We start from the raw sequence: 24,674 nt of genomic DNA on the forward strand, positions 1-24,674 counted from the left end.
TTCTAACGAACCGCAGGTAAACGAGGTGTAAGCCGGGATTGAGGATCGGGGTCGGGTTAAAGGGCGGCCCCGGCCGGATTCAAGATCGCGGAGCGGCGGTCACGAACCGCGCCGGGCGGGCAGGAACCCGGTGGAGGTGGGCCTTCGTGAAGATCGGGACCAGGGACATCGGGAGCCGGGGCGGCACCTGGCCGGGCGCCCTCGCCCTCGCGGGCGCGCTGCTGCTCGCCGGCTGCGGCGGGGACGGCAAGGCGGCCTCCCCCGCGCCGGCGGCGCCCCCGGCCGGCGGGCAGCCCGCCGGGCAGCTCGAACAGCAGTACGAGAAGATCGTCAACGACGTGCTGCCCTCGGTGGTGCGGATCGCCACCGACCAGGGCGAGGGGTCGGGCGTGGTCTACGACGACAAGGGCGACATCGTCACCAACGCGCACGTGGTGGCGGGCGCCCGGCGGATCGAGGTGACCGCGGCCAGCGGCGGGTCGCCGCTGAAGGCGTCCTTGGTCGGCGCGTTCGCGGCCGACGACCTCGCCGTGGTCAAGGTGCAGGGCGGCGGTCTGCGGCCGGCCCGGTTCGGCGACTCGGGCCAGGCCCGGGTCGGGCAGATCGTGCTCGCCATGGGCAACCCGCTCGGCCTGGCCGGCAGCGTCACCAACGGCATCGTCTCGGCGCTGAACCGCACGGTGTCCACCAAGCGCGAGGGCGCCTTCCCCGGCGCCACCATCGGCAACGCCATCCAGACCAGCGCCGCGATCAACCCCGGCAACAGCGGCGGCGCGCTGGTGACGCTGAGCGGCGAGGTCATCGGCATCCCGACCGCCGCCGCCTCGGACCCGCAGATGGGCGGCGCCGCGGTCGGGATCGGCTTCGCCACGCCGAGCAACACGGTGAAGGCGATCGCGCCGCAGCTGATCCGGAGCGGCAAGGTCGGCAACACCGGGCGGGCCGCGCTCGGCGTCACCGTCCGCACGCTGGTCGACCCGCAGAGCGGGCGGCAGAGCGCGGTCGTGGTCGTCGACGTGGCGGCCGGCGGCGGCGCCGCCAAGGCCGGGGTCAGGCCCGGCGACCTGATCATGGCGGTGAACGGGACGCCGACGCCGAACCAGACCGCGCTCGCCGAGGTGCTCGCCACGCTGAAGCCGGGCGACCAGGCCAAGGTCGACCTGCAGTCGGACGGCGGGCGGCGCACCGTGACCGTCACCCTCGGCGAACTGCCCGGCGGTTAGCGGTCAGAGGCGGTCGCGCAGCTCCCGCTTGAGGATCTTGCCGGCCGCCGAGACCGGGATCTCGTCGACGAAACGGACCTCGCGCAGCCGCTTGTAGTGCACGACCTGCGCGTTGACGTACTCGATCAGCTCGTCCTCGCCCACCTCGCCCGACCGCACCACGAACGCGGTCGGCAGCTCCCCGGCGGTCGCGTCGGGGCGGCCGACCACGGCGGCGTTCGCGACGGCGGGGTGGGCGAACAGCTTCTCCTCCAGCTCGCGCGGGTACACGTTGTAGCCCTTGTAGAGCAGCATGTCCTTCTTGCGGTCGACGATGGCCAGGTAGCCGTCCTCGTCCAGCGCGCCGATGTCGCCGGTGCGCAGCCACCCGTCCGCGCCCAGCACCGCGGCGGTCTCCTCGGGCCGGTTCAGGTAGCCGGTCATCACCTGCGGGCCCTTGATGCAGACCTCGCCCTCCTGGCCTGCGGGCAGGCCGGGGGTGGCGTCGGTCACCGCCGGCTCGTCCACCGCCACGACCTTGACCCGCGTGTCGGCGACCGGCGGGCCGACCGTGCCGATCTTGCGGACGCCCGACAGCGCGGCCGGGTTCGCGGTGGCGCCCATGGTGACCTCGGTGAGCCCGTAGGCCTCCACGACCACCGCGGCCGGGAACGCCTCCCTCAGCCGCGCGATCATCTCGTGCGACAGCGGCGCGGCGCCCGAGCGGACGGCCTGCACCGACGACAGGTCGCGCCCGGCGAACGAGGGGTCGGCCAGCAGCGCCGAGAACAGGGCGGGCGCGCCGCCGAGCGCGGTCGCGCCGAACCGCTCCATGTCGTCCAGGAACGCGGGCACGTCCAGCCGCGGATGCACGATGACCTTGGTGCCGGCGATCAGCAGGTTGCTGAGGTAGCCGACGGTGCCCATCGCGTGGAACCAGGGCGCGACGTTGACCAGCACGCCCTCGCCGAGCGGCACCGGGTAGTCGGGGTCGTCCGGGGCCGTCTCGACGCGCAGGCCGTGCTCGTCCGCCGCCGGGACGGCCCCCGCCCCCGCGCAGGCGAACTGCAGCACGTTCACCACGACGTTGCGGTGCGGCAGCATCACGCCCTTGGACCGGCCGGTGGTGCCGCCGGTGTAGGCGATGTGCGCCAGGTCGCGCCGCGTGTCGATCTCCACCGCGGGCGGCTCGGCGGGCTGCCCCGCGCCGATCTCACCGAACGCCACGCCGCAGGCCGCGAACGCGCCGTCGCAGACCTGCGCGGGGTCGGCCGGGCCGAGCGCCCCCGCCAGCACGACGGTGCGCACCTTGGTGCGGTCCAGCGCCGCCGCCACCGACGCCGCGACCAGGTCCAGCGTCACCACCGCGACGGCGCCGCAGTCGGCCAGCTGGAAGGCCAGGTCGTCGGGCGGCAGCAGCGGGTTGCACGGCGAGAACGTGGCGCCCGCCAGCAGCGTCCCGTAGTAGGCGATCGCGAACTCGGGGACGTTCGGCAGGTGCAGCGCGACCACGTCGCCGCGGCCGATGCCGCGCGCGAGGAGCCCGCCTGCGAACCGGGCGGCCTCGGCGGCGAGCTCGGTGTAGGAGATGTCGCGGCCCATGTAGTGCAGCGCGGTCCGGTCGCCCCACCGGTGCGCCGCCCCGGTCAGGATCGCGCCCACCGGCACGTCGGGGTAGTCGAGGGTCAGCTGCGGAGACGTCGCGCCCATCGTCGTCCTTCCGGAGGATCCGTGCAGGTAACCCACATAGAATCGCGTTCGGAACTCCGGGCGCAAGTACCCGCTTATGTCAGCCGGGGGTGATGAACCCCGTCTCGTAGGCGAAGATGACCGCCTGCGTGCGGTCGCGCGCCTGCAGCTTGCCGAGCACGTTGCCGACGTGCGTCTTGACCGTCTGCGGGCTGACGAACAGCGCGGCGGCGATCTCGGCGTTGGACTGCCCCTTGGCCATCAGCCGCAGCACGTCGGCCTCGCGCTCGGTGAGCCGCTCGTGCCAGCGCGCCCCGGCCGGGCGGCCGGCGTCGCCGTGCTCGGCGGCCAGCGCCCGGATCGCCGCCGGGAACAGCAGGCTGTCGCCGCCGGCGACCAGCCGGATCGCCTGCACGATCTCCTCGGGCCGGGCGCGCTTCAGCAGGAACCCGCTGGCGCCCGCCTTCAGCGCGTCGTAGACGTACTCGTCGTTCTCGAAGGTGGTGACGACGATGATCCGGGGCGGCTCGGCCATCGTCTCCAGCAGGCGCCGGGTCGCCTGGATGCCGTCCAGCTGCGGCATCCGCACGTCCATCAGCACCACGTCCGGCCGCAGCCGCGACACCTGGCCGGGGACCTCCGAGCCGTCGGCCGCCTCGCCGGCGACCGCCATCCCCTCCTCGGCGTTGATGATCGCCGCGAGCCCGGCCCGGATCAGCCGCTCGTCGTCCACCAGCAGCACCTTGATCGTCATGAACCGGACCCTACTGGCAGGGTCACCCCGACGCGCCAGTCGTCGCCGTCCGGGCCCGCGGCGAGCTCGCCGCGCAGCACCGTGACCCGTTCCCGGATGCCGCCGAGGCCCCGGCCGCCGCCGGGGCGCGGCCCGGTCCGCGCGCCCGCCAGGGGGTTGCTCACCTCGATCTCCAGCCGCTCGCCCGCCACCGCGATCCGCAGCCGCACCGGGACCTTCCCGGCGTGCTTCAGCGCGTTGGTGAGGCTCTCCTGGACGATCCGGTAGGCCTCCCGCGACACCGCGGCGGGCACGTGCGCGACGCCGGGGTCCACCGCGGCGTCCAGCGCCACCCCGGCGATGCGGGTCTGCTCCAGCAGCCGGTCCAGGTCGGCCAGGGTCGGCTGCGGGGCGGTGCGGGAGGCGTCCTCGCGCAGCAGCCCGAGCACGTGGTCCAGGTCCTCCAGCGCCGCGCGGGCCGACTCCTCGATCGCCGACAGGGCCTCGCGGGCGAACGCCGGGTCGCTGTCCAGCACCCGGCCCGCCGCGCCCGCCTGGAGCGTGACGACGCTGAGCGCGTGCCCGACCGAGTCGTGCAGCTCGCGGGCCAGCCGGTTGCGCTCGGCGAGCCGGACCGCCCGCGCCTCCAGGTCGGCCAGCCGCTCGGCGGCGGTCGGGCCGAGGAAGCGCGGCGCGAGCCAGGCCAGCAGCGTGCCCGTCCCGGCGATGACGGCGAGGGTCGCGGCGAGCGAGCCCACCCCGACCGGCACCGCCAGCCACTCCCAGGGGCCCCAGCGGCGCGCGTCCAGCCACAGCACGCCCCGGCCCCAGTCCACCACCGGCGACAGCGCGGTGACGACCGCGAACGGCGGCACGGCCAGGCTGAGCGCGCTGATCACCACGCCGGCGTGCAGGTGCAGCGCGAACCAGGCGCCCGCGCGGGCGCGGCTCTCCCAGGAGCGGGCCGCGCCGACCGGCAGCGCGGCCAGGCCGCCGCCGATCAGCTCCTTGGCCGCGGCGCCCTCCAGCAGCCGCACCGCCGGGACGAGCCCGGTGACGAACGTGGCGATGCCCGGCAGCACCAGCAGGATCAGCACGCCCTTCAGCACCGGCCCGCCGAGCGGCAGCGGCGGCACGAAGCTCATGCCGAGGAACCAGTAGGGCATGAGCAGCGCGCCGCCCACCACCAGGTAGGACCAGCGCCGCCAGGTGGTCTTGGCCAACAGGAGGCGGAGCAGTCGGGACACGCCCCGATCCTCGCAGAGCGCACCCGCCGGCCACTCCCCCGCGCGGGGGATATCCCCAGGTCAGCCCTTGCGGGTGCGGTCCTGTTCGGCGAGCTTGGCGAGGCGGGCGTTGTAGGCGCCGAGCTCGTCGTCGGCGGCGCCCGCCTCGCCCCTGGCCTCGGCGCGGTCGGCCCGGCGGTCCTCCCGGCGCGCCTGGCGCTGGTCGTCGGAGAACCACTGGAACGCCAGGACGATCAGCACGATGAAGGTCGGGATCTCCCCGAAGCCCCAGGCGATGGCGCCGCCGGTGTGCTGGTCCTTCAGGATCGAGGTGGCCCACTCGGGGTGCACCGCGGTGTACCAGCCGCGCGCGAGCGGCTCGCCCAGGTTCATCAGCGCGATGCCGAAGAACGCGTGGAACGGCATGGTGACGAACAGCAGCAGGATGCGCCCGGGGTAGGGCAGCTTCCGCGGCGCCGGGTCGACGCCGATCAGCACCCAGAAGAACAGCGAGCCCGCCGCCAGGAAGTGCACCATCATCGCGATGTGCCCGAGGTGGTTGCGCATCGCGCTCTCGAACAGCGGGGTGAAGTACAGCGCGAACGTGCTCGCCACGAAGATGATCGTGGCGACCGCCGGGTGCGCGATGACGGCCGTGTAGCGGCTGTGCAGCGCGGCCGTCAGCCACTCGCGCGGCCCCCGGTCGCCGCGGACCGCGGCGGGCTTCAGCGCCCGCAGCGCCAGCGTCACCGGGGCGCCCATCACCAGGAAGATCGGGGTGAGCATGTTCAGCACCATGTGCTGCACCATGTGCACGCTGAACAGCACCGGCGCGTACCGGGCGACGCCGGTCTGGGTGACGACGACGATGCTGAGCAGGCCGAGGAACCAGCAGGCGGTGCGCAGCCACGGCCAGGAGTCGCCGCGCCGCCGCAGCCGCAGCACGCCGGCCAGGTAGACGCCGCCGAGCACCACCGCGAGCGCGGCGAAGAAGAAGTCGAACTGCCAGAGGGTGGCCAGCCGGCCCGGCGTGATCGCCGGCGGCATGTCGTAGCCGATGAGGGCCTTGACCGGGCTCTCCTCGGTGGTGGGGGCGGGCGGCGCGGTGCGCGCGAGCGCGACGGCCAGGCCCATGGTGGCGGCCATCACCGCCGCCTCCACCCCGGCGAGCCGGGCGAACGCCCCCCGCCTGCCGTCCGCGACGGCGGGCAGCGAGCGGGTGCGGTGCCACCAGCCGAACCAGCCGAGCACCGCGAACGCCACGATCTTGCCGAGGGCGATCCGGCCGTAGTCGGTGGACAGCAGCTCGGCGGGGTCGGGCAGCCGCGCGATGACGTTCACCAGGCCGCTGACGCCGACCAGGACGTAGCACCACAGCGCCATCCGGCTGAACCGGTCCGCCATGACGGCGAGGCGGTCGCGGCCGAGCAGCGCGTGCGCCGTCACGACGGCCAGGCCGCCGACCCACGGCGCGACGGCGGCGACGTGCAGCGCGACGCCGGTGACCGCGACCGAGTGGTTGGCGGCCGAGGCCGAGTGGCCGGTGAGCGGCGGCGGCAGCAGCGCGATCACGGCGAGCGCGAGCAGCCCGGCGGCCGCGGCGGGCGTCGTCGTGGTGCGCGCGAGCAGCGCGACGACGACGGTCAGCAGGACCACCAGCATCAGCGCGGTGCCCTGCGGGAGCTGCCCGACGTAGCTGCTCAGCTCGCTGCCGGTCAGCACCTCGCCGACCGGCTGGCCGAGCACGTCGGCGACGGTGAACACCAGCGTGGCGGCCGCGGCGGCGCCCCACCCGGCGGCGGACCAGGACGCGGCGCGCAGGTAGCCGAGCGCGTCGTCGCCGAGCCGGACCGCGCCCTTGCCGCCGCTGAGCGGCAGCAGCGCGACGGCGGCGAGCAGCGCGCCGACGGTGACCGCGCCGCTCAGGTCCATCAGCACCCGGGCGACCGGCAGGCCCCAGCGGGTGAGCGCGCCCGCGTCGCCGAGGCCGGGGATGACCTTCTCGGCGACGGCGCCGCCGAGCACCAGGCCGGCCACCATGACGGCGATCGCGGCGGCGATCGCGACCACCGCGGTCCGCGCGACGGCGAGAGCGCCCTTGGCCGGGGTCTCGGTGCTGCCCTTGGTCATGGTCACTTCCCGGCGGGGTGCTTGCGCTTGGCGCGGAACACGATGGCGACGCCGATGCCGATGCCGAGCAGCCCCCCGATCACGATCATCGCCCAGGTGACGCCGCCCGAGCCGGACTTCTTCGCGGCCTTCTGCCCGTTCTCCGGCGCGGCGGACGTGGCGGGCGCGGCGGACGTGGCGGCCTGCGACGGCGACGCGGAGGCGACGGACCCGGTCGCGGTGAACGCCAGGTCGGCCTTCTCGATGCGGTGCCCGTCCTCGCCGACCACCGCGTAGGCGACGGTGTAGTCCCCGGCGGGCAGCGGCCCGTCCACCTTCTGGGTGACGGTCTTGCCGTCGCGGACGGCCTCCCCCGCCTGGAACGTCCGGCCCTCGCCGTTCTTCACGATCACCTTGGCGACGCTGATCGTGTCACTGAACTCCAGCCTCACCTCGGTCACCGCGGCGGCCGTCGCGTCCTTGCCCGGCGTGCTGGAGACCAGGCGGGTGTGCGCCAGCGCGGGCGTGGCGAGCAGCGTGCCGAGGGCGAGCGCGAGCGCCGCGACAAGGCCGAGGCGGCGCAGCGGCCGCCGGATCGTTCGGATCATCATGGGAGGCCGGGTTCTCCAGGTGGGGTGGACAGGCCCGTCCAGCCTACTGACGCCCCGCACCACCCCGGCACGGGCTCGCAACCACGGGCTCGCACCACGGGCTCACCAAACCGGCAGGTGGGTCCTGCGGTGCTCGGCGAACTCGCCTACGAGCCACCCGGCCGCGTCCTCGCCGAGCGGCTCATAGGCCAGGTCACGGCCGGGCCGCCACCAGACCGGGTCCCCGGTCGTCCAGCCGGCGCGGCGCAGCGGCTTCTTGTCGACCTTGCCGGTCGCGGTGAGCGGCATGGCCGCCACGATCCGCACGAAGCGCGGCGCCCACTTGGTGCCGAGGTCGGGCTGGGCGGCCAGGAAGGCGGCGAACGCGGCGGGGTCGAAGCCGCCGCGCAGCTCCAGGGCGGCCATGACCTGGTCGCCGGTCCGCGGGTCGGGCACCGGGTAGACGGCGCACATCACCGCCTCGGGCCAGCGCGCGAGGATGCGCTCGACGGGCGCGGCGGCGAAGTTCTCGCTGTCCACCCGGAGCCGGTCGGCGCCGCGCCCGGCGAAGTAGAAGAAGCCCGCCTCGTCGCGGTAGCCGAGGTCGCCGCTCCAGTAGCGGCCGTCCCGGACGCGCTCGGCGGTCGCCTCCGGGTCGTTGTAGTAGCCCTCGAACGCGGCGGCGACGTTCAGGCCGACCAGCTCGCCGATGGCCTCGCCGGGGTTGGCCAGCCGGCCGCCGCCGTCGAAGCGGGCCCGCGCGCACTCGGCGCCGGTCGCCGGGTCCAGCACCGCGACCTCGGTGCCGTGCGCGGGCAGGCCGAGCGCGTCCGGCGGGGTGTCCGGCGTCTTGCGCAGGGCGATGGCGCCCTCGCTGGACCCGTACCCCTCGATGATCCGGCAGCCGAAGCGGGCGCCGAACCGGGCCAGGTCCTGCGCGGACGCCTCGGTGCCGAACGCCGCCCGCAGCGTGTTCCCGGCGTCGTCGGGGCCCTCCGGGGTGGCGAGGATGTAGGCCAGGGCGCGGCCGACGTAGTTGAAGTAGGTCGCCCTGTACCGGCGGACGTCGGGCAGGAACCCCGAGGCGGAGAAGCGGCGGCGGAGCGCGACGGTGGCGCCGGTGCGCACCGCCATCGCCAGGTTCGCCATGATCGCGTTGCCGTGGAACAGCGGCATCGCGCAGTAGGCGACCGAGTCGCGGCCGATGCCCATGAGGTCCGCGCGGCCGGCGATCGCGGCCAGCCTGCCCTGGCTGCACACCACGGCCTTCGGGGTGCCGGTCGAGCCCGAGGTGAACAGCAGCAGGAGGCGGTCGCCCGGCGCGATCGCGGACACGTCCGGTCCGGGCGGGTCCGCGGGCAGGGCGGCCCGGTAGCCGGCCGAGTCGACCAGCAGGGCCGGCAGGTCCGTCTCCAGCAGGCCGGCGTGCGCGGTGTCGGTGACGATCAGGTCGCAGTCGGTGTGCCGGACGTCGGCGGCCAGCTCCGCGCCGCGCCGGGTCGGGTTGATCCCGACGACGGTCGCCCCGGCGAGCGCGGCGCCGAGGATCCAGAACACGTACTCGGGGACGTTCTCCAGCAGCACCCCGACGTGCCGGGGCCGCCCGGGCGGCCCCGGGACGCCGGCCAGCAGCGCCGCCCGGGCGCGGGCCGCGTGCACGACCTGCGCCCAGGTGCGGGTCTCGTCCTCGAACAGCAGGCCGGGGTGATCGTCGCCGGCCCGCTCCAGTACCAGTCGCGCGAAGGTCGCGTTCGCCACGCCGCGAGACTGTCACCAAGCAGGCGCTTGGTCAATAGCCCGGTGGTCAGGCGCCGCAGTCGCAGCACCCGCAGCAGTCACAGCAGTCGCAGCTGCAGCAGTCCCCGCAGCCGCAGTCGCAGCTCCCGCAGTCACCGCAGTCGTCGCAGTGGCGCGTGCACCAGCAGCGGTCGTCGCAGGACTTGCCGTGGTGCTCGCTCCACTCTGGCTGGAAGACGCCGCAGGTGACGCAGACGAGCGCTCCGGTGAAGCAGGGCACGGGGAAACCGGGACGGCGCGGCCTGCCGAAGTGGCCCCCGCCCCCACCACCACCGCCGTGACCCATGTTCGGCGGGATCCATCCACCGCCGCCACCGCCCTGCAGCGGCGGGTAGTCCTGCCCGCCGTAGGACTGCTGCGGCGGATAGGGCTGCTGCGGCTGGTGGGGCGGATACGGCTGCTGGCCGTAGCCGCCGCCAGGGTAGGCGGCGAAGACGCGGTCGACCGAGCGGCGCACCTCGCGGTCCAGCAGGGCGCGGACCAGGCGCCGGTCGGCCAGGTCCAGGTCGCCGAGGGCGAGCTTCAGGCCGTGCAGGGCGTCGTCGCAGTGCCGCCGCGCCTCGGCCGGGGTGGTGCCGGTGGCGATCAGGGGGTTGTAGGCGCCGGCCGCCAGGTCGCCGGTGACGTCCTCGACGGCGTCGATCAGGTGCGCGAGCCGCCCGAAGAAGCGGCCCGCCTCGGCGAGCGTCTCGGCGTTGTGCTCGCGGCCCGCCAGGACGGCGGTGTGCGCGAAGACGGCGGCGACGGCCGTCTCGGCGGGCTCGGTCAGCTCCAGCAGCCCGAGCCCGCCCGCGCGCTCCAGCTCCGGCTGGCGGGCCACCGCGTCGCGCAGCACGGCGGGGTCGAACCCGACGGCCGCGCCGGTGCGCGCCCCGGCGGCGTCCCAGCGCCCGGCCATCCGCCCGGCGGCGGCCGCGACCAGCCGGCGCGCGTACGGGCCGTCGCCGTCGGCCACGTGGTCACGGGTCTTGCCCGCCGCGAGCAGCAGCGACGTCGCGGCGGCGAGCTGCGCGCCCTGCGCCCGCGCGGTGACGACCTCGGCGCCCTTCATCCCGCGCAGCGCGCACGGCCCGGCCGTGCGGCGCGGCGAGCGGTCCGGGGCCTGCGCCTCCACCAGCACCGACACCAGCAGGCCGTCGTAGTTGGTGACCAGGCGCGCGGCCTGGCCGTGCTCGGCCCGCAGGGTCAGGCAGAGGCCGCACAGGTGGGCCATCCAGTCTTTGAACAACGAACCGCACAAGACGTGCTTGCACGGACGCACCACTCCGAACATGCGTGGAGTCCCCCCACCTAGGCGATCGCGACATTATTCACCGACGCGACCGCCCGGGGGGCGGTTCCCTCGGCTCAGACGCCCGCGCAGGTCAGCGCGCGCCGGTAGGCGGCGAGGCGGGGCTCCTCCTGCGCGCCGGTCTCGGCGAGCAGCTCGGCGAGGTCGAACCAGGTCTGCGCGGCCCCGCGGGCCGACTCCATCCGCTCCAGGTGGGTGGCGGCCGCGGTCAGCACCTCCACCGCCCGGTTGCGGCGGCCGAGCCGCACGCACGCCTCGCCGAGCACGGTGAGCGCCCACGCGGTGGCGCGGCGCGGCGCGTCGCCGAGCAGCTCCAGCGCCTGCTCGGCGAGCGCGACGGCCTCGCCGGGGCGGCCGAGCGCGGTCTCGGCGCGGGCCAGCTCGGTCAGGCAGACCGCGACGTCGATCTCCCCGGCGGCGCTGGCGCTGCTCTCGGCGCGCACCCGGTTCAGCAGGTCGCGGGCGTGCCCGGCCTGCTCGGGGCGGGCCCGCAGCAGCAGCCCGGCGTAGGTGACGCGCAGCCGGTTCAGCTCGCGCGGGTCGGGCTCGTCGGCGGCGAGCAGCAGCGCCCGCTCGGCGAGCGCGACGCCCTCCTCGTACTCGCCGCGCAGCTCGGCGACGGCCGCGGCCTCCCGGTAGGCGGCGACCCGCGCCCGCGAGCTGCCGATCCGCTCGGCCCGCTCGACGAGCTGGGCGGCCAGCTGGCGCGCCCGCACCAGGTCGCCGCGCTCGACGAACGCGGCGAGCAGCTCGGCGCCCAGGTGCACCGCGGCGTCGGTGGAGTCGGCGCCGGTCGCGACCAGGTGCCGCTGCGCCTCCTCGGCGACCTGCACGCCCGCGCTGACGTCGCCGCGCAGGCGCAGGCAGCGGCTGAGCGCGACGTGCACCCGCGCCCAGTGGTCCAGGTCGGTCTCGGCGGACGCCTCGGCGGTGAGCGCGCGCAGCTGCCCGATCGCCTCCTCCAGCTCGCCGGCCGCCTCCAGCGCCAGGGCGTGCCCCCAGCGGGCCTGGTGCAGCATGTCGGGCAGCGCGACGGCGTCGGTGCTGGCCAGCACCTCGGCGAAGCGGGCGCGGGCCTCGGCCGCCGCGCCGTTGCGCAGCGCGATCTCGGCGTAGTCCAGGGTGACCCGCAGCTCGTCCACGACGTCCTCGCTGACACCGCTGACCAGGTAGGTGGCCGAGCAGCTCAGCTTGGCGGCCAGCAGGTCGATGACGCTCGGCGCCGGCACCCGCTTGTCGCTCTCGATGAGCGAGATGTAGCTGTCGGACAGCTCGGGATAGGCCAGTTGCGCCTGGCTGATCCCCTGCCGGATGCGCAGCGCCCGGATCCGCTGCCCCAGTGTCTCGCGATCCATCGTGTGACCACCCGCCTACGAGGTCCCCACCGGCTGCGCGGCGCGCAGGGCGAGGAAGAAATCGACTCGATCTTCCAGTGTGCCGAGATCCCGCCCGGTGAGCTCCTCGATCCGCCTGATTCGGTATCGAAGCGTGTTCACATGGACGTGCAGCCGGCTCGCGGTCCTGTTCCAGGAACCCGAGCAGGCGAGGAAGACCTCGAGAGTGTGCACGAGCTCGGCGCCCCGGTCGCTGTCGTACTCCTCCAGCGCGCCGAGCAGCCGCCGGCGGAACGACCGGCGCACCTGCGCGGGCACCGAGGCCAGCAGCAGCGCGTACGAGTCGATCTCGCCACCGGGCGTTCCCGCCAACTCTCGCGTTCGCACCACGGAAGGCTATAGCGGACCGCCGCCGGAAACGCGCACAGGCCCTCCCCCGTCACCACGCGCGACGGCGACCGCACGCGCGCCGCGGCCGTGCGCTGTACTTAACGTCATGACCGTATCCACGCACGTTCTCGACCAGCAGCGCGGCCGGCCCGCCGCCGGCCTGCCGATCCGCCTCGACCGCCACCGCGGCGACACCTGGGAGCCGCTCGCCGAGGGGGTCACCGGCGACGACGGCCGCTGGACGGCCCCGGCCCCCGAGGGGGCGGCGCCCGGCGCCCCCACCGAGCAGGGCACCTACCGGCTGCGGTTCGGCAGCGGCCCCTACTTCACCGGGCTCGGCTCGGCCACCTGCTACCCCGAGATCGCCGTCGTCTTCACCGTCGCCGACGGCGGCGAGCACCACCACATGCCGTTGCTGCTCAGCCCCTTCGGCTACTCCACCTACCGGGGCGCCTGACCTGCGCCGACGCACCCGCCGTCGGCGACGGGGTACCGGTTCAGCCGAAACATGTCACGGGCAGTTAACCTGTGCTGGCATTTTTCCCCGCCGACACCACGGAGCGCACCGATGTCCCAACCCACCACCGCCACGGCGGAGGACACCCCGCCCGGCGGTCCCCGCGGCCCGCTGGACCGGTTCTTCGACCTCACCGGGCGCGGGAGCACCGTGCCGCGCGAGCTGCGCGGCGGCGTCACCACGTTCATGGCGATGGCCTACATCATCCTGCTCAACCCGATCATCCTCGGCGGCGCCAAGGACATCAACGGCGCGGCGCTGTCCATCCCGCAGCTGACCACGATGACCGCCCTGTCGGCGGCGGTCACCACGATCGTGATGGGCCTGGCCGGCAACGTGCCGATGGCGCTGGCCTCCGGCCTCGGCATCAACGCGGTGGTGGCCTTCCAGGCGGCGCCGCAGATGACCTGGCCGCAGGCGATGGGCCTGGTGGTGATCGAGGGCGTGATCATCGTGCTGCTGGCGGTCAGCGGCGTGCGCCAGCTGATCATGGACGCGATCCCGCTGGCGCTCAAGCACGCCATCGCGGTCGGCATCGGCTGCTTCATCGCGCTGGTCGGCCTGGTCGACTCGGGCTTCGTCACCTCCAGCGCGGCCAGCCCGCCGCTCGCCCTCGGCATCGGCGGCAAGCTGTCCACCTGGCCCACGCTGGTCTTCGCGGTCGCGCTGATCCTGATGATCGTGCTCTACGTGCGGCGGGTGCCCGGCGCCATCTTGATCAGCATCCTGGCCGCCACCGTGCTCGCGGTCGTCATCCAGTCCAACGCCAAGATCCCCGCGCGCGGACCTGGCTCGTGGGGCGTGGTCACGCCCGAGCTGCCCGACAAGTACTTCGCGATGCCCGACTTCGGGCTGTTCGGCAACGTCGACCTGTTCGGCGGGTTCGGCAAGGCCGGCGTCATCACCGCCCTGGTGGTGCTGTTCACCCTGGTGCTGTCGGGGTTCTTCGACGCGATGGGCACCATCCTCGGCATCAGCGACGAGGCCGGCCTGGTCGACGACAAGGGCCGCGTCCCGAACCTCGGCCGGATCCTGTCGGTGGACGGCCTGTCCGCCGCGTTCGGCGGCCTCACCAGCTCCTCGGCCAACACCGTGTTCGTGGAGTCGGCCGCGGGCGTCGGCGAGGGCGCCCGGACGGGCCTGGCCAACATCGCCACCGGCGCGCTGTTCGCCGTCACGCTGTTCCTGACCCCGCTGGCCGGGGTCGTCCCCGCGCAGGCCGCCGCGCCCGCCCTGGTCGTGGTCGGCGCGCTGATGATGGCCCAGGTCGCCAAGCTGGACTGGGACGACCTGGACATCGCCATCCCGGCCTTCCTCACCATCGTGTTCATGCCGTTCACCTACTCCATCACCAACGGCGTCGGCGCCGGCATCGTCGCCTACACCCTCATCAAGGTGGTCCGCGGCCGCGCCCGCGAGGCGGGCTGGCTGCTGTGGATCGTCTCGATCGTCTTCCTGCTGTACTTCGGTTTGAACGTCGTGGAGGAGGTTCTGGGTGTCAAATAGTGCCGACATGGCGTAAGGAGAAGGTAGGGCCTTACCCCCCGGCGTGAAAGGCGTGGCTGTGGTCTCCGCGGACTCCCCTTCCCGACATCGCCCGCGCGGGCACGTCCTGCTCGCGCCCGGCCGGTTCAAGGGGTCGCTGACCGCGGCGCAGGTGGCCCGCCACCTGGCCGCCGGGCTGCGCCGCGCCCGGCCGGACGTGCCGGTGGTCGAGCTGCCGGTCGCCGACGGCGGCGAGGGCACCGCCGAGGCCGCCATCGCGGCCGGCTGGCGGCGGGTGCGGGTGCGGGTGTGCGGGCCGACCGGGCGGCCGGTCACCGCGGCGCTGGCGCTGGACGGCGACACCGCGGTGGTCGAGCTGGCCGAGGCGTCGGGGGTGCACCGGCTGCCCGGCGGCGAGCCGCGGCCGCTCACCGCGACCAGCTTCGGCACCGGCCAGCTGCTCGCCCACGCGGTGCGGCTCGGCGCCCGGCGCATCGTGCTCGGCCTCGGCGGCGGCGCCGCCACCGACGGCGGCGCCGGGCTGGTGCAGGGCATGGGCGGCCGGCTGCTGGACGCGCTCGGCAAGGACCTGCCGCCCGGCGGCGCGGCGCTGCGCTCGCTGCACGCGCTGGACCTGCGCGGCCTGCCCGACCTGTCAGGGGTGCGGGTGGTGGTCGCCGGCGACGGCGCCGGGCCGCTGCTCGGCCGCACCGGGGCGGCGGCGGCCGCGGGCGCCCACCGCGGCGCCGGCCGCGAGGAGGTGCGGGCGCTGGACGCGGGGCTGCGCCGCTGGGCCGACCTGGCCGAGGCCGCGTCCCGCCGGCCGGCCCGCGACCGCGCGGGCGCGGGCGCGGCGGGCGGCGTGGGGTTCGCCGCGCTGACCTTCCTCGGCGCCACCGTCGAGCCCGGCACCCCGTTCATGCTGGACCTGCTCGGCGTCGCCGGCCGGGCCCGCGGCGCGCGGCTCGTCGTCACCGGCGAGGGCTCCCTGGACACCGCCTCGCTGCGCGGCCGGGCCCCGATCGGGGTGGCGCGCGCGGCGGCGCGGGCGGGCGCGCCGGTCGTCGCGGTCACCGGCCGGCGCGGGCTGACCGGCGAGCAGCTGCGCCGCACCCGGATCCAGGCGGTGTACGCCCTCACCGACATCGAGCGCGACACCGGGCGGTGCATGCGGCAGGCCGGGCCGCTGCTGGAGCAGCTCACCGTCGCGATCGCCGCCGAATGGCTGCCCCCGCTGCCCCCGGAGAAGGGACCCGGGCAAGTTACATAGTGTCAGCCGATCGGGGAACACCTATACACCTTGGACATGGCATGGAATGCCGTCCAGAGCTCACCCTGAAGGCATAACACCAGGCGGACGCCCTGGCGGCACTGACGGAGGAGACCAATGAAGGTCGGCGTACCCCGCGAGATCAAGACCCACGAGTACCGCGTGGCCATCACCCCCGCGGGAGTGCACGAGCTCACCCGCAACGGGCACGAGGTGTTCGTCGAGCGCGGCGCCGGGATCGGCTCGGCCATCCCCGACGACGACTACACCGCCGCCGGCGCCAAGATCCTGGACGGCCCGGACGCGGTGTGGGCCGAAGGCGACCTGATCTTGAAGGTCAAGGAGCCGGTCGCCGCCGAGTTCCACCGGATGCGCCAGGGCCAGACGCTGTTCACCTACCTGCACCTGGCCGCGTCCCGCGAGTGCACCGACGCGCTGCTGGAGCGCGGCGTCACCGCGATCGCCTACGAGACCGTCCAGCTGCCGAACCGGTCGCTGCCGCTGCTGGCCCCGATGTCGGAGGTGGCCGGCCGGCTCGCCCCGCAGGTCGGCGCCTACAGCCTGATGAGCTCCAACGGCGGCCGCGGGCTGCTGCCCGGCGGCGTGCCCGGCGTCGCCCCGGCCAAGGTCGTGGTGATCGGCGGCGGCGTGTCCGGCCTGAACGCGGCGCAGATCGCCGTCGGCATGGGCGCGGACGTCACCATCCTGGACGTCAACGTCGACCGGCTGCGCGGCATCGACGCGATCTACCAGGGCCGGCTGAAGACGCTGGTGTCCAACGCCTACACCATCGAGCAGGAGGTGCGCGCCGCCGACCTGGTCATCGGCGCGGTGCTGATCCCCGGCGCCAAGGCCCCCACGCTGGTCTCCAACGCCTTGGTCGCGCACATGCGGCCCGGCTCGGTGCTGGTCGACATCGCCATCGACCAGGGCGGCTGCTTCGAGGACTCGCGCCCGACCACGCACGCCGACCCCACCTACCAGGTGCACGGCTCGATCTTCTACTGCGTGGCCAACATGCCCGGCTCGGTGCCCAACACCTCCACCCGCGCGCTGACCAACGTCACGCTGCCCTACGCGGTGCAGATCGCCAACCTGGGCTGGCGGGACGCGCTGCGCGCCGACCCGGCCCTCGCGCTCGGCCTGAACACCCACGAGGGCCAGGTCGTCTACGCCGAGGTCGCCGAGGCGCACGGGCTGGCGCACCAGCCCCTGCAGGCCGCCCTCGGCGCGTGAGAAGGGCGCCACGTACAGTTGGCCCATGGGCGAACTGATCATTGTGCGGCACGGCGAGACCGAGTGGAGCCGGGCCCGCCGGCACACGGGGCGGACCGACCTGCCGCTCACCGCGCGCGGTGAGGAGCAGGCCCGGACGCTGGCCCCGCTGGTGGCGGCGCGCGACATCGTGCGCGTCGTCACCAGCCCCGCCGAGCGGGCCCGGCGCACCGCCGAGCTCGCCGGGCTGGTGGCCGACGACGTCGATCCCGACCTGTGGGAGTGGGACTACGGCGGCTACGAGGGCATCAGCAGCGCCGACATCCGCCAGGACCGCCCCGGCTGGTACCTGTGGGCCGACGGGGTCGTCCCCGGCGACGCCGAGCACCCGGGCGAGAGCGTCGAGCAGGTCGGGGCGCGCGTCGACCGGGTGCTGAAGCGGGTCCGACCGCTGCTGGAGGACGGCGACGTGGCGATCGTCGCGCACGGCCACGTGCTGCGCGTCCTCACCGCCCGCTGGCTCGGCCTGGAGCCCGCCGAGGGGCGGCTGTTCGCCCTGGACACCGGGACGCTGTCGACCCTCGGCACCGAGCACGAGCGGCCCGTCGTCTCCTCCTGGAACGTCCCGCCGCCGGCCTGACCGCCCGCCCGCTCAACCGCCGCGCAGCCGCTCGACGAACGCGCCGAGCTCGGCCTCGCTGCCCGGGTCCTCCCACCGCCAGAACGGCACGTTGCGCAGGTGCCGCCCGTCCGGGTCCAGCAGCTGGCCCGCGTGCTTGAGCTGCCACAGCACCACCGCGCGGTCGGTGATGGCCAGCTGGGGGAAGCGGCGGCCGAGCCCGGCCTCGAACGCCTGGATCTGCTCGACCGACCGCAGCCACACGTTGAACAGCAGCTTGTCCGAGCCGGTCAGCGACGAGCACATCCGGGTCTCGCGCAGCCCCGTCAGCAGCCCGGTGATCCGCGCCACCTCGCCGGGCGGCGCGGCGCCCCACAGGTACACCGAGACCGGGAAGCCCGACAGGGAGCGGGCGACCTCGCACCGGTACAGCAGCGCGCCGCTCTCCTCCAGCCGGGTGAGGCGCCGCCGCACGGTGGTCGGGCTGAACCCGCTGCGCTCGGCCAGCCGGGCGACCGGCATCCGGCAGTCCTCGGCGAGCAGCCGGGCCAGCTCCAGGTCGCCGGGGGCCGGACCGGCCCCCGTCCGGCCCGCCGGGCGGTCCCCGGCGAGCAGGCCGCGCTGGGCCTCGTCCAGCCGGTCCAGCCGCCACCGGCTGCCCTCCACGTGCAGGGCGGTGGCGAGCTGGCTGCGGGTCGCCGCGACGCCCGGCAGCCCGCCGAGCCGGAAGCCGACGTAGCGCGCCAGCTCGGCGTGGTCGCGCAGCACCACGGTGAGCAGCAGGTCGCGGCCGCCGGTGACGTGCTCGACGTTGAACACGTGCGGGTCCTCGGCGATCTCGGCGGCGACCTCGTGCAGCCGCCCGGGCACGCAGTCCACCTCGATGTAGGCGACCACCGGGCGGCGCGGCTCCACCAGCACCGGCAGGCAGGCGATCCAGGCCAGGCCCTCGCGGGTCAGCCGGGCCCAGCGCCGCGCGGCGGTGGTGGCGTCCACCCCGAGCACCGCGCCGATCCGGCGCCAGTCGGCGCGCGGCGCGGTCTGCAGGGCGGTGACCAGAACGTGGTCCAGGTCGTTCAGGGCGGTCGTTCCGTGCATTCGATCACTGGTTTCCGGTGGATTCCGGCGCCTGGCCGGGAGTGTGGCGTGCGTTACGCACGATACCCCCGTGAGCCTCTACGACGACGCCCGCGAGCTGCGGGAAGAACTGTCCGAACTCCGCCGCGACCTGCACCGCGAGCCCGAGCTCGGCCTCGACCTGCCGCGCACCCAGGACAAGGTGCTGGCCGCGCTGGACGGCCTCCCGCTGGAGATCACCACCGGCCGCGGCCTCAGCTCGGTGACCGCCGTGCTGCGCGGCGGGCGGCCCGGCCCGGCGGTGCTGCTGCGCGGCGACATGGACGCGCTGCCGGTGCACGAGGACACCGGCCTGGACTACGCCTCCACGGTCGAGGGGGTGATGCACGCCTGCGGCCACGACCTGCACGTGGCGGGGCTGGTCGGCGCCGCCCGGCTGCTGGCCGCCCGCCGCGCCGAGCTGGCCGGCGACGTGGTGCTGATGTTCCAGCCCGGCGAGGAGGGCCTCGGCGGCGCCAAGATCATGATCGACGAGGGGGTGCTGGACGCGGCCGGGGACCGCGTCGTCGCCGCCTACGCGCTGCACGTGTTCTCCACCGTGCTGCCGCAGGGCATGGTCGCCTCCCGGCCCGGCACCGTGCTGGCCGGCTCGGACGCGGTCCGGGTGACCGTCCGGGGCCGCGGCGGGCACGGCTCCTCCCCGCACGCCGCGATCGACCCCGTCCCGGCGGTGGCCGCGATGGCCGGCGCGCTGCAGACGATGATCACCCGTGAGCTGGACGTGTTCGACCCGGCCGTGCTCACCATCGGGTCGATCCACGCCGGCTCGGCAGGCAACGTCATCCCCGAGACGGCGACGTTCGAGGCGACCGTCCGCTCGTTCTCCGACGCCGCGCACCGCAGGGTCCGCGCCGGGGTCGAGCGGGTGGTGCGCGGCATCGCCGCCGCCTACGGCGTCGAGGCCGACCTGGACTACCGGGAGCAGTACCCCGTCACCGTGAACGCCGCCGGCGAGGCCGCGTTCGCCCTCGGCACGGCCCGCGAGGTGCTCGGCGGGCAGCGCGTGGTGCAGGCCCCGCAGCCGATGGCGGGCTCGGAGGACTTCTCCTTCGTGCTGCAGCAGGTGCCCGGCGCGTTCCTCGGCCTCGGCGCGTGCCCGCCGGACCGCGAGCCGGCGACCGCCCCGATGAACCACTCGCCGCAGGCGGCGTTCGACGACGCGGTGCTGCCGGACGCCGCCGCGCTGCTGGCCGAGCTGGCCGTCCGCCGGCTGGACCGCGCCGCCGCGGAGGCCACGCCGTGACCACCACCGCCCCGCGCCCGGCGGCGGGCGCGCCGGTCTCCTCGGTGACGGCCGTCGTCGGCCTGCTGGTGCTGTTCGAGATCGTCAGCGGCTTCCTGCAGGTCGGCATCGCGCCGATGCTGCCGGGCATCGGCGACGAGCTCGGCGTCTCCGACTCCGCGCTCACCTGGGTGGTGTCGGTGCAGCTGCTCGGCGCCGCGATCTGCGTGCCCGCCTTCGGCCGGCTCGGCGACCTGCACGGGCACCGGCGGATGCTGCGGATCGCGATCGCCTCGGTGGCGGTGGGCTCGGTGCTGGTCGCGGTCGCGCCGTCCTTCCCGGTGCTGCTGCTCGGGCGCGTCCTGCAAGGGCCGCTCGCCGCGTTCCTGCCGCTGGAGATCGCCCTGGTCCGCGACCGGCTGCCGCAGGACCTGGCCCGCCGCGCCATCGCCCGGCTCGTCGGCGCCCTCACCCTCGGCGGCCTGATCGGCGGGCTCGGCATGGGCGTGGCCGACAAGGCCCTCGGCGACGTGCGGCTCGCCCTCGCGGTGCCGGCCGTGCTCGCGGTCGCCTGCGTGCCGGTGTCGTTCGTCGCGGTGCCCGAGACCGCGCGGCGGGCCGCCGGGCGGGTCGACTGGCCGGGCGTGACGGTGCTCGCGCTCGCCATGGTCGCGCTGCTCGGCGGGGTGTCGGGCGCCGCGCGCCAGGGCTGGCTCGCCGCCGGCACGCTCGGGCCGCTCGCCCTCGGGCTCGCGCTGCTCGCCGGCTGGGCGGTGCTGGAGCTGCGCACCGCCGAGCCGCTGGTGGACCTGCGGGCCATGGCGGGACGGCACGTGGCGCCCTACTACCTCACCTCGTTCGCGTTCGGCGTCCTGTTCTTCGGCAGCCAGTCGCCGAACGCGACGTTCTTCGCCGCGGACGCCGCCGAACGCGGCTACGGGTTCGGGCTGTCGGCGCTCGCCATCGCCCTCGCCACGCTGCCCGCCCAGCTCGCCGCGGTGGCCGCCTCCGCGCTCGCCCCGCGGGTGGCCGGCCGGATCGGCTACCGGGCCACGCTGGTCGGCTCGTTCGCGCTGGCCGCCGCCGGTTTCCTGGCGTTCTGCGTGCTGCACGGGCTGCTGTGGGGGATGGTGCTCGCGCTGCTGGTCGCGGGCGCCGGGATGGGCGCCGCGCTGAGCGCGATGCCGACGGTGATCGTCGAGGCCACCGACCCCGGCCGCACCGGCGTCGCGGCCGCGCTCTACAACAACGTCAAGACGCTCGGCGGGGCCGTGGCGGGCGGGGTGTTCGGCGCGCTGCTCGGCGGCACCCCGGGAATCGGGGGGTACATCGCGGTCTGGCTGATCGCCGGGCTGAGCGCGGTGCTGGCCGCCGGGGCGGTGCTGCTCGCCGGGCGGCGCTGACGGACCGGGCGTATAGAATACCCCTAGGGGGGTTTCCCCCCGGGGGTATTCCCCGGGCCCGCCGCCCCGCAGACGAGGAGGACGACGATGGCGACCAGCCAGACCCCCACCCGCGGCTACAGCGCGACCAAGGACCAGCTGCAGACCCGGCTGCGCCGCATCGAGGGCCAGGTCCGCGGCATCGAGCGGATGGTCGAGGACGACCGGTACTGCATCGACGTGCTCACCCAGATCAGCGCCATCCAGGCCGCCCTGGACAAGGTCGCGCTCGGCCTGCTGGACGGGCACGTGCGGCACTGCGTCGCGCAGGGCTCCGAAGAGGGCAAGAGCCAGGAGATGTCGACCGAGCTGATGGCCGCCGTCGGCCGGCTCATGCGCCGCGGCTGAACGCCCCTCCCCAGCCACCGGGCGGCACGATCCCCTGTCCCACGGCTCAGTACTCTCTGTCTTGCGGGCATCCACCCTGCGTGATGCACTCCCGGCATAGCAATTTTCGCGGCATCCTGGATTTAAGGGACATCGAGCCATTCGCGTGCCGAGAGGGTCGATCATGACCGAACGCCCGTCCGTCGCCGGTCCGCCCGCCGTGGGGCCGCACGCCGCGCCGTCCGACCGCCTGGACCGTTCCGTCATCGTGCTCGGCCTGGTCATCGTGTCCGGCACCGTCATGGCGATCCTGGACACCACCATCGTCAACGTGGCGCTGCAGACCCTCGGCCACGACTTCGACACCGGGCTGTCGACGATCCAGTGGACCATCACCGGCTACCTGCTCGCGCTCGGCACCGTCATCCCGCTCACCGGCTGGGCGATCGACCGGTTCGGCGGCCGCCGGGTCTGGATGACCTCGATCGCGCTGTTCGTGCTCGGCTCGGCGCTGTCGGGCGCGGCCTGGAACATCGGCAGCCTGATCGCGTTCCGGGTGGTGCAGGGCCTCGGCGGCGGCATGCTGATGCCGACCGGCATGGCCATCTTGACCATGGCCGCCGGACCGCGGCGGATGGGCCGGGTGATGAGCATCGTCGGCATTCCGATGCTGCTCGGGCCGGTGCTCGGCCCCGTCATCGGCGGCTGGCTGGTGCAGAACGCCGACTGGCGGTGGATCTTCTTCGTGAACCTGCCGGTCGGCGCGCTGGCGTTCGCGCTCGCCTGGTGGAAGGTCCCCGCGGACGGCGCGCACGACGGCGGCGCCGCGCTCGACCTGCGCGGGCTGCTGCTGCTCCCGCCCGGCTTCGTGCTGCTGATCTACGGGCTGTCCACCGCGAGCGGCAGCGGCGGGTTCGGCCAGCCGTCCACCATCGCCTGGCTCGCGGCCGGTCTCGCGTTCGTCGCGCTGTTCGTCCTGCACAGCCTGAGACTCCGCGAGAAGGCGCTGATCGACGTGCGGCTGTTCGCCGACCGCACCTTCGCCACCGCCTCGGTGATGGTGTTCCTGGTCGGCATCGCGCTGATCGGCTCGCTGCTGCTGCTCCCGCTGTACTTCCAGGTCGCGCGCGGCGAGGGCGCCCTCACCGCCGGGCTGCTGCTCGCCCCGCAGGGCCTCGGCGCCGCGACCGCGATGCCGGTCGCCGGGCTGCTCACCGACCGGCTCGGCGCGGGCCGCATCGTGCCGATCGGGGTGGTGCTGCTCGTCCTCGGCACCGTGCCCTTCACCCAGGTCGGCCCGCACACCTCCTACTGGCTGCTCGGCGGCGGCCTGTACGTGCGCGGCCTCGGGCTCGGCTGCACGATGATGCCGACGATGTCGGCGGCGCTCACCACGCTCGCGCGGGCCGCGGTGTCGCGGGCGACGAGCTCGCTGAACATCATCGTGCAGCTCGGCGGCTCGTTCGGCGCCGCGCTGCTCGCCGTCATCCTGTCCCGGCAGATCGGCGAGCGGCTGCCGCAGGCGCCCGGCGGGGGCGGCCGCATGGGCGAGATCCCCGAGCAGGTCCGGGTCCGGGTCGCGCCGCAGCTCGCCGACGCGTTCGGCACCACCTTCTGGGTCGCGCTCGCCCTGACGGCCGTGCTGATCGTGCCGTCGTTCCTGCTGCCCCGCACGGGCGCGGCGCACCAGGGCGAGGACGCGCCCCCGCCGCTCGCCTGAGCGGGATCAGGACGCGATCGACCAGGTGAGCAGGTCGTCCTCGTGCTCGCGGGTGAGCCGCCGGGCGCGCTGGGCGTCGGGCGAGTAGCGGTACCGCTCGGGGATCACCCGCGTGGTGCGGTACAGGCCCTTCAGCGCCAGGGTCGCGGCGAGGTCGGAGGTCGGCAGGCCCGGCAGCCCGTACATCCGGCGGGCCCAGCGCGGCAGCGTGGACACCACCAGCGCGCCGATCGCGGGCGCGGCGAGCTTCAGTGGCAGGAACTGGCGCGGCACGCTGGGGTTGAACAGGCGCCGCATCCCCTCGCGGGCCTCCCGGCAGGCCCAGATCTGCCGCCGCATGTCGGCGTAGTAGTCGCGCATGTCCTGGACCGACGCCGGCACGTTCACCGGGTCCAGCCCGACGACCTCGGCGGCGCGGCGCTGCTCGTCCACGAACGCGTCGGCCTCGGCGGCGGTCAGCGGGACGCCGGCGCGGCGCGCCACGTCCAGGTAGGAGTCGACCTCGCCCATGTGCACCCAGAGCAGGTTCTCGGGGTCGTCCACCGGGAACGTCTCGCCGGTGCGCAGGTCCAGGCCGGTCAGCTTGGAGTGCAGCTTGCGGACGCGGCGGCCGACCCGGTCGACCTCCTCCCGCGTGCCGTAGGTGCGCACGCGCACGAACTCCACCGTCCGGCCGAGCCGCGCCCACGCCGCGTTCGGGTCCATCAGCTCGGAGTTCTGCGCGGTGCCCCACATCGAGCGCGGGTGCAGCCCCTGGAGCAGCAGGGCCCGGACCCCGCCGACGACCAGCACCGGCTCGCCCATGACCTTCCAGGTCACCGAGCCGGGCCCGAACAGCCCGTAGTCCTCGCCCTCCATGACCGGCCCCCTCTCGCCGGATCCCACCGGCGGTCAAAGAGTAATTGCCCGATTATGGCCTGCGTCACACCGGATCGTCACCTGACCGGGGGACACCGGGGCGTCTCGGGGGCCGTCAACGCGCCGTCACACGGGCCCGGAGTCCTCCTCCTCGTCCTCGGCCGGGCCCGCCGCGTCGGCCTGCTCGGAGATCCACGTCAGGTAGTCCAGGCTGCCCGCGACCACCGGCGTCGCGATGATCTCGGGGGTGTCGTAGGAGTGGTTCTCGGTGATCAGCGAGGCGAGCTCGTCGAACCGGGCCACGGTGGTCTTGAACAGCACCATCCACTCCTCGGCCGACTCGATCTCCCCCTCCCACCAGTAGGTGCTCGCGATCGGGCCGACGAGCTGGGCGCAGGCGGCCAGCCGCTCCGAGACCGCCGCCTTGGCCAGCGCGGCGGCCTCGCTGCGCGAGTCGGTCGTGGTCGTGACCTGGACGTAAGCGGGCGCCATGGCCGACTC

21 protein-coding genes and 1 pseudogene are annotated in these 24,674 nt (G+C 74.8%); 10 read left to right on the forward strand and 12 right to left on the reverse strand.

Features of this window, described 5'->3' with window-relative positions; all coding sequences use genetic code 11:
- Window positions 1–146 precede the first annotated feature (146 nt).
- A complete protein-coding gene (locus ACRB68_RS03055) occupies window positions 147–1,223 on the forward strand; it encodes a S1C family serine protease (protein WP_328593682.1) in 1,077 nt (358 codons plus the stop codon).
- 3 nt (window positions 1,224–1,226) lie between these two features.
- Here ACRB68_RS03055 and ACRB68_RS03060 read toward each other — a convergent pair whose 3' ends face one another.
- The 9 genes and pseudogenes from ACRB68_RS03060 to ACRB68_RS03100 form a co-directional block, all read right to left on the reverse strand.
- Entirely contained in the window at window positions 1,227–2,912 is a 1,686-nt protein-coding gene (locus tag ACRB68_RS03060) for a class I adenylate-forming enzyme family protein (protein ID WP_153530727.1), read from the reverse strand.
- Between the two features lie 79 nt (window positions 2,913–2,991).
- Window positions 2,992–3,645, reverse strand: a complete 654-nt coding sequence (locus tag ACRB68_RS03065) for a response regulator transcription factor (protein ID WP_153530728.1) — start codon at window positions 3,643–3,645, stop codon at window positions 2,992–2,994.
- Window positions 3,642–4,871: a sensor histidine kinase gene (locus ACRB68_RS41925; protein ID WP_328593683.1), complete on the reverse strand. Its 1,230-nt coding sequence runs from the start codon at window positions 4,869–4,871 to the stop codon at window positions 3,642–3,644. Before ACRB68_RS41925 ends, ACRB68_RS03065 begins: the two co-directional genes overlap by 4 nt.
- A 60-nt stretch (window positions 4,872–4,931) precedes the next feature.
- Window positions 4,932–6,980 (reverse strand): bifunctional copper resistance protein CopD/cytochrome c oxidase assembly protein, encoded by a 2,049-nt coding sequence (locus tag ACRB68_RS03075; protein WP_153530729.1) that lies wholly within the window; start codon window positions 6,978–6,980, stop codon window positions 4,932–4,934.
- 2 nt (window positions 6,981–6,982) lie between these two features.
- Window positions 6,983–7,570 carry a copper resistance CopC family protein gene (locus tag ACRB68_RS03080; RefSeq protein ID WP_153530730.1) on the reverse strand — a complete coding sequence of 196 codons (588 nt, stop codon included), beginning with the start codon at window positions 7,568–7,570 and terminating at the stop codon, window positions 6,983–6,985.
- A gap of 102 nt (window positions 7,571–7,672) precedes the next feature.
- Window positions 7,673–9,307, reverse strand: coding sequence for an AMP-binding protein (locus ACRB68_RS03085; RefSeq protein WP_328593685.1), 1,635 nt, complete (start codon window positions 9,305–9,307; stop codon window positions 7,673–7,675).
- 46 nt (window positions 9,308–9,353) lie between these two features.
- On the reverse strand, window positions 9,354–10,619 hold the full coding sequence (locus tag ACRB68_RS03090; protein ID WP_153530731.1) for a DUF5685 family protein: 1,266 nt from the start codon (window positions 10,617–10,619) through the stop codon (window positions 9,354–9,356).
- A 74-nt stretch (window positions 10,620–10,693) separates the two neighbouring features.
- Window positions 10,694–11,992: a helix-turn-helix domain-containing protein gene (locus tag ACRB68_RS03095; protein WP_153530732.1), complete on the reverse strand. Its 1,299-nt coding sequence runs from the start codon at window positions 11,990–11,992 to the stop codon at window positions 10,694–10,696.
- Between the two features lie 15 nt (window positions 11,993–12,007).
- Window positions 12,008–12,355: pseudogene (locus ACRB68_RS03100) on the reverse strand (PucR family transcriptional regulator); the annotation flags it as partial.
- A 112-nt stretch (window positions 12,356–12,467) separates the two neighbouring features.
- Between ACRB68_RS03100 and uraH the strand changes: the two are divergent.
- From uraH to ACRB68_RS03125, 5 genes are all read left to right on the forward strand, one after another.
- Window positions 12,468–12,818 (forward strand): hydroxyisourate hydrolase, encoded by a 351-nt coding sequence (uraH, locus tag ACRB68_RS03105; RefSeq protein ID WP_153530733.1) that lies wholly within the window; start codon window positions 12,468–12,470, stop codon window positions 12,816–12,818.
- 111 nt (window positions 12,819–12,929) lie between these two features.
- A complete protein-coding gene (locus tag ACRB68_RS03110; protein WP_153530734.1) occupies window positions 12,930–14,384 on the forward strand; it encodes an NCS2 family permease in 1,455 nt (484 codons plus the stop codon).
- A gap of 58 nt (window positions 14,385–14,442) precedes the next feature.
- Window positions 14,443–15,633 (forward strand): glycerate kinase, encoded by a 1,191-nt coding sequence (locus ACRB68_RS03115; protein WP_328593686.1) that lies wholly within the window; start codon window positions 14,443–14,445, stop codon window positions 15,631–15,633.
- A 117-nt stretch (window positions 15,634–15,750) separates the two neighbouring features.
- Window positions 15,751–16,869 carry an alanine dehydrogenase gene (ald, locus tag ACRB68_RS03120; RefSeq protein WP_153530735.1) on the forward strand — a complete coding sequence of 373 codons (1,119 nt, stop codon included), beginning with the start codon at window positions 15,751–15,753 and terminating at the stop codon, window positions 16,867–16,869.
- 25 nt (window positions 16,870–16,894) lie between these two features.
- Complete coding sequence (locus ACRB68_RS03125; protein ID WP_153530736.1) at window positions 16,895–17,488, forward strand: histidine phosphatase family protein; 594 nt, start codon at window positions 16,895–16,897, stop codon at window positions 17,486–17,488.
- 12 nt (window positions 17,489–17,500) lie between these two features.
- Here the strand turns inward: ACRB68_RS03125 and ACRB68_RS03130 are convergent, their stop codons facing one another.
- The gene (locus tag ACRB68_RS03130) at window positions 17,501–18,565 is read right to left on the reverse strand and encodes an Lrp/AsnC family transcriptional regulator (RefSeq protein ID WP_153530737.1); all 1,065 of its coding nucleotides are present in this window, start codon (window positions 18,563–18,565) and stop codon (window positions 17,501–17,503) included.
- 70 nt (window positions 18,566–18,635) lie between these two features.
- On the opposite strand from ACRB68_RS03130, the gene ACRB68_RS03135 reads away from it, so the two are divergent.
- The 4 genes from ACRB68_RS03135 to ACRB68_RS03150 all read left to right on the forward strand — a co-directional run bounded on the left by ACRB68_RS03135 (window position 18,636) and on the right by ACRB68_RS03150 (window position 23,315).
- Window positions 18,636–19,847 carry a M20 metallopeptidase family protein gene (locus ACRB68_RS03135; RefSeq protein WP_328593687.1) on the forward strand — a complete coding sequence of 404 codons (1,212 nt, stop codon included), beginning with the start codon at window positions 18,636–18,638 and terminating at the stop codon, window positions 19,845–19,847.
- A complete protein-coding gene (locus ACRB68_RS03140; protein ID WP_328593688.1) occupies window positions 19,844–21,229 on the forward strand; it encodes an MFS transporter in 1,386 nt (461 codons plus the stop codon). The genes ACRB68_RS03135 and ACRB68_RS03140 overlap by 4 nt, the downstream gene beginning before the upstream one ends.
- 87 nt (window positions 21,230–21,316) lie before the next feature.
- A complete protein-coding gene (locus ACRB68_RS03145) occupies window positions 21,317–21,616 on the forward strand; it encodes a metal-sensitive transcriptional regulator (RefSeq protein ID WP_153530738.1) in 300 nt (99 codons plus the stop codon).
- Window positions 21,617–21,779: 163 nt separating this feature from the next.
- Window positions 21,780–23,315 carry an MDR family MFS transporter gene (locus tag ACRB68_RS03150; RefSeq protein WP_153530739.1) on the forward strand — a complete coding sequence of 512 codons (1,536 nt, stop codon included), beginning with the start codon at window positions 21,780–21,782 and terminating at the stop codon, window positions 23,313–23,315.
- A gap of 6 nt (window positions 23,316–23,321) precedes the next feature.
- On the opposite strand, the gene ACRB68_RS03155 is transcribed toward ACRB68_RS03150, so the two are convergent.
- Together ACRB68_RS03155 and cutA are read right to left on the reverse strand one after the other, a co-directional pair.
- A complete protein-coding gene (locus ACRB68_RS03155) occupies window positions 23,322–24,173 on the reverse strand; it encodes an oxygenase MpaB family protein (RefSeq protein ID WP_153530740.1) in 852 nt (283 codons plus the stop codon).
- Between the two features lie 126 nt (window positions 24,174–24,299).
- Window positions 24,300–24,665: a divalent-cation tolerance protein CutA gene (cutA, locus tag ACRB68_RS03160; RefSeq protein WP_153530741.1), complete on the reverse strand. Its 366-nt coding sequence runs from the start codon at window positions 24,663–24,665 to the stop codon at window positions 24,300–24,302.
- Window positions 24,666–24,674 lie beyond the last annotated feature (9 nt).

This window comes from Actinomadura macrotermitis (assembly GCF_009604375.1).
GTDB classification, from domain to species: Bacteria; Actinomycetota; Actinomycetes; order Streptosporangiales; family Streptosporangiaceae; genus Spirillospora; species Spirillospora macrotermitis.

Bases quoted from the DNA above. Each gene is read 5' to 3' on its own strand.
- ACRB68_RS03150 (WP_153530739.1), top strand. From the start codon at position 21,780: ATGACCGAACGCCCGTCCGTCGCCGGTCCGCCCGCCGTGGGGCCGCAC.
- ACRB68_RS03145 (WP_153530738.1), top strand. From the start codon at position 21,317: ATGGCGACCAGCCAGACCCCCACCCGCGGCTACAGCGCGACCAAGGAC.
- ACRB68_RS03095 (WP_153530732.1), bottom strand. From the start codon at position 11,992: ATGGATCGCGAGACACTGGGGCAGCGGATCCGGGCGCTGCGCATCCGG.
- cutA (WP_153530741.1), bottom strand. From the start codon at position 24,665: ATGGCGCCCGCTTACGTCCAGGTCACGACCACGACCGACTCGCGCAGC.
- ACRB68_RS03065 (WP_153530728.1), bottom strand. From the start codon at position 3,645: ATGACGATCAAGGTGCTGCTGGTGGACGACGAGCGGCTGATCCGGGCC.
- uraH (WP_153530733.1), top strand. From the start codon at position 12,468: ATGACCGTATCCACGCACGTTCTCGACCAGCAGCGCGGCCGGCCCGCC.
- ACRB68_RS03075 (WP_153530729.1), bottom strand. From the start codon at position 6,980: ATGACCAAGGGCAGCACCGAGACCCCGGCCAAGGGCGCTCTCGCCGTC.
- ACRB68_RS03090 (WP_153530731.1), bottom strand. From the start codon at position 10,619: ATGTTCGGAGTGGTGCGTCCGTGCAAGCACGTCTTGTGCGGTTCGTTG.
- ACRB68_RS03080 (WP_153530730.1), bottom strand. From the start codon at position 7,570: ATGATGATCCGAACGATCCGGCGGCCGCTGCGCCGCCTCGGCCTTGTC.
- ACRB68_RS03110 (WP_153530734.1), top strand. From the start codon at position 12,930: ATGTCCCAACCCACCACCGCCACGGCGGAGGACACCCCGCCCGGCGGT.
- ACRB68_RS03125 (WP_153530736.1), top strand. From the start codon at position 16,895: ATGGGCGAACTGATCATTGTGCGGCACGGCGAGACCGAGTGGAGCCGG.
- ACRB68_RS03155 (WP_153530740.1), bottom strand. From the start codon at position 24,173: ATGGAGGGCGAGGACTACGGGCTGTTCGGGCCCGGCTCGGTGACCTGG.
- ACRB68_RS03130 (WP_153530737.1), bottom strand. From the start codon at position 18,565: ATGCACGGAACGACCGCCCTGAACGACCTGGACCACGTTCTGGTCACC.
- ald (WP_153530735.1), top strand. From the start codon at position 15,751: ATGAAGGTCGGCGTACCCCGCGAGATCAAGACCCACGAGTACCGCGTG.
- ACRB68_RS03060 (WP_153530727.1), bottom strand. From the start codon at position 2,912: ATGGGCGCGACGTCTCCGCAGCTGACCCTCGACTACCCCGACGTGCCG.